Source organism: Paracoccus niistensis, from assembly GCF_042432925.1.
GTDB lineage: Bacteria > Pseudomonadota > Alphaproteobacteria > Rhodobacterales > Rhodobacteraceae > Paracoccus > Paracoccus niistensis.
Genome location: NZ_JBHLWE010000067.1, coordinates 1 through 3657, shown reverse-complemented (window position 1 = coordinate 3657; position 3657 = coordinate 1). Strand labels below are relative to the sequence as shown.

Sequence of the window (3657 nt, the reverse complement as noted above, 5' to 3'; positions counted from 1 at the left end):
CGACGCCGTGGTCGCGGGCGTCGCGCACAATCTGCGCGGGTGCGTAGAATCCCATGGGCTGGCTGTTCAGGAGCGCCGCGCAGAAGACGTCGGGGTGCCAGCACTTCAGCCAGGCCGAGGCATAGGCGATCAGCGCGAAGGAAGCGGCATGGCTTTCGGGAAAGCCGTAGGAGCCGAAGCCCTCCAGCTGGCGGAAGGTGCGCTCGGCGAAGTCGGGATCGTATCCCTTCGCGACCATGCCGGAGACGAGCTTGTCGCGGAAGGCCGAGACGCCGCCGGTGAACTTGAAGGTGGCCATGGACTTGCGCAGGAGATCCGCCTCCCCGGGCGTGAAGCCCGCGCAGACAATAGCGACGCGCATGGCCTGTTCCTGGAACAGGGGCACGCCGAGGGTCTTGTGCAGGACATCCTTCAGCTCGGGGGTGGGATAGTCCACCAGCTTGGGATTGGCCCGCCGGCGCAGATAAGGATGGACCATGTCGCCCTGGATCGGGCCGGGGCGCACGATGGCGACCTGGATGACGAGGTCGTAGAAGGTGCGGGGCTGCATCCGCGGCAGCATCGCCATCTGCGCGCGGCTTTCGATCTGGAAGGTGCCGAGCGTGTCGGCGCGCCGGATCATGGCATAGGTGCGGGGGTCTTCGGGCGGGATCGTCGCCAGATCGTGACGGATGCCCTTGTGATCGGCCAGAAGGTCCAGTCCGCGCCGCATGCAGCTGAGCATGCCCAGGGCCAGCACATCGACCTTCATGAAGCGGAGCGCGTCGATGTCGTCCTTGTCCCATTCGATGATCTGGCGCCCCTCCATGGCCGCGGGCTCGATCGGCACCAGATCGTCGAGCCGGTCATGGGTCAGGACAAAGCCGCCGGGATGCTGGCTGAGGTGCCGCGGCGCGCCGTGAAGCTGGGCCGCCAATTCCATGGTCAGGCGGATGCGGCGATCGGTGGGATCGAGGTTCAACTCGCGGATCTGGGTGTCGGTGACGCCCTCCTCCGACCAGGCCCAGATCTGCGAGGACAGGGCGCGGATCAGGTCTTCCGGCAGGCCGACCGCCTTGCCCACGTCCCTGAGTGCCCCCTTGGCCCGGTAGCGGATGACGGTGGCGCAAAGCGCGGCACGGTCGCGGCCGTAGTTACCGTAGATCCACTGGATGACCTCCTCGCGGCGCTCATGCTCGAAGTCGACGTCGATGTCCGGCGGCTCGTGCCGCTCCTCGGAGACGAAGCGCTCGAAAAGGAGGTCGTTGCGGCCGGGGTCGATCGAGGTGATGCCGAGGACATAGCACACCGCCGAGTTCGCGGCCGACCCGCGCCCTTGGCAGAGGATCCCGTTCGACCTGGCGAAGCGGACGATGCTGTGGACCGTCAGAAAGTAGGGGGCATAGGCAAGTCTGCCGATCAGCCGCAACTCGTGCGCCAAGGTGGCCGCCACCTCGTCAGGGACGCCCTCCGGGTAGCGGCAGGCTGCACCCTCCCAGGTGAGCCGCTCCAGCGTCTCCTGCGGGGTGAGTGCCGGGTCGTCGCGTTCCTCGGGATACTGGTAGCGGAGTTCGTCCAGCGAGAAGCGGCAGCGGTCGGCGATCTCGAGCGTGCGGGCCAGAGCCTCGGGGGTGCGCGTGAAGAGGCGGTGCATCTCGGCGGGCGGCTTGAGATGGCGGTCGGCATGGCGCTCGCGGCGCAGGCCCAAGGCCTCGACGGTGGTGGTGTGGCGGATGGCGGTGACCACGTCCTGGAGGATGCGGCGCGAGGGCTCGTGGTAGAGCACATCGTTGGTGACCACCGTCGACACCCGCATGCGGGCGGCGAGCGTCGCAAGCTCATGCAGCCGCAGCTGGTCGTTGGGCCTCCGGCGCAGGGTCAGGGCCAGGTAGGCCCGGTCCCCGAAGGCCTCGCGCAGGCGGCGCAGGCGCATCCCGCAGGCCTCGTCGGCCAAGTCCGGCACCAGGACGGCGATCAGCCCCTCGGCATGGGCGGCGAGATCGGACCAGTCGAGATGGCACTTGCCCTTGCCGGCTCGCCCCTTGCCGAGGGTGAGGAGGCGGCAGAGGCGCGCATAGGCGGCCCGGTCGGTGGGATAGGCCAGCACCGCCATGCCGCAGGCCAGGTCCAGCCGGCAGCCCACGATGAGCCGCAGGCCGGTGGCCTTCGCCGCCTCGTGCGCCCGCACGATCCCGGCGAGGCTGTTGCGGTCGGTCACCGCCAGGGCCGCGATCCCCATGGCGGCGGCTGTGGCGAACAGTTCCTCGGCCGAGGAGGCCCCGCGCAGAAAGGAGAACTGCGAGGTGACCTGCAGTTCGGCGTAGCGCGGCCCGCTCATCCGAAGATCCCGTGGAGGAACCAGCGGTGCGACCCGGTGGCGGCGTCCTCGCCGTCGCCCGCGCGGTAGATCCAGTAGCGCTCGCCGGCGTCGTCCTCGACCCGGAAGTAGTCGCGCACCGCCGTCCGCTCGGCATCGCGCGTCCACCATTCCCCGAAGATGCGCTCCGGCCCGTCGGCGCGGCGCACGCGCCGCCGCACGCCCTTCCAGGCGAACCACGCGGGCGGGTGGTCAGGCAGGAGCGCCAGGGTCTCGATGGGCTCGGGGCGGGGCAGGAGGCGCGCAGGACGAGGCCAGTGGCTCGGCCACCCGTCGCCCGCGTCCTCGGCCAAGGCCGGGATGCGGCGCACGGATCGCTCGGGCACGTCGCTGGGGACGGCCACGATGCGGTAGACGGCCCCGGCGCCGACGCGGTTCGCCAGGGTGTCGATCAGCCCGGCCAGATCGGGCGCAGGCGCCTCCAGCAGGCTCGCGGCCTGCCGGGCCTCCAGCGGCTCGGCCAGGGTGGCCGCCAGCACCATGATCTCGATGCCATAGCCTGGGTCGATGGTCTCGATGCGGGCGCAGAGGAGCCGGGTCAGCGGCTGCGGGTCGCGGACCGGCCGGGCGAGGCCGATCCGCACCGTCTGCACCTGGTTGTCGATGCGGTGGCAGAGGAGATCGAGCCGGCGGACGCCAAGGCCCCGTTCCTCCATCTGCGCGCACAAGGCCACGACGAGCTTGCCAATATACCTGGCGATGGTCTCGGCGGCGGCGATGGGTTCGGCGAAGACGCGGCGCACCTCGACGAGGCCGTCGGGGCGGACAGGCTCGATGGGTTCGGCGGCCGTGCCCAGGGCCTGGTCGATCCTGCGCCAGAGGCCCGGGCCGAAGCGGCGGGTCAGCGGTGCGCGGGGCTGCCCCAGCAGGTCGCCGATGCGGGTGAAGCCGAGGGTGTGCAACCCGGCGACGGTAGCGGGTGGAAGCCGCAGGGCCCGGAGGGGCAGGGGTGCCAGTGCAACCTCGGCCGCGCCGGGGGCCGCAACGAGAGTGGGCGCGGCGCCGTGGCGCGCCAGGGCATGGGCTGCCCCCCAGGTGTCGGCGACCGCCGCACGGGCCGCGACACCCGACATCACCAGCCGCCCGACCAGCGCCTCCAGCATGGCCGCCTCGCCGCCCTGCAGGTGATCGGCGCCGGTCGTGTCGAGAACAAGTCCGTCGGGGGGATCGGCGGCCACCACCGGCGAGAGCCGCTGCATAACCCAGACGGCCAGGCGCTCGAGGCTGGCAGCATCGGCCGCGGGATCGGCGGGCACGACGACGAGGCCGGGCACCAGCGCCTGCGCGGTGGCGACCGGCAT

At 71.2% G+C, this 3657-nt stretch carries 2 protein-coding genes; both read right to left on the bottom strand.

Going from position 1 to position 3657, the window contains the following annotated elements; translation table 11 throughout:
• A partial coding sequence (locus ACFFII_RS17450) for an error-prone DNA polymerase (protein WP_377700147.1) occupies positions 1-2317 on the bottom strand: 2317 nt, incomplete at its 3' end.
• Positions 2314-3657 (bottom strand): DUF6504 family protein (locus tag ACFFII_RS17445; RefSeq protein ID WP_377700146.1); only part of this gene is annotated, 1344 nt, incomplete at its 5' end. The genes ACFFII_RS17450 and ACFFII_RS17445, both read right to left, overlap by 4 nt.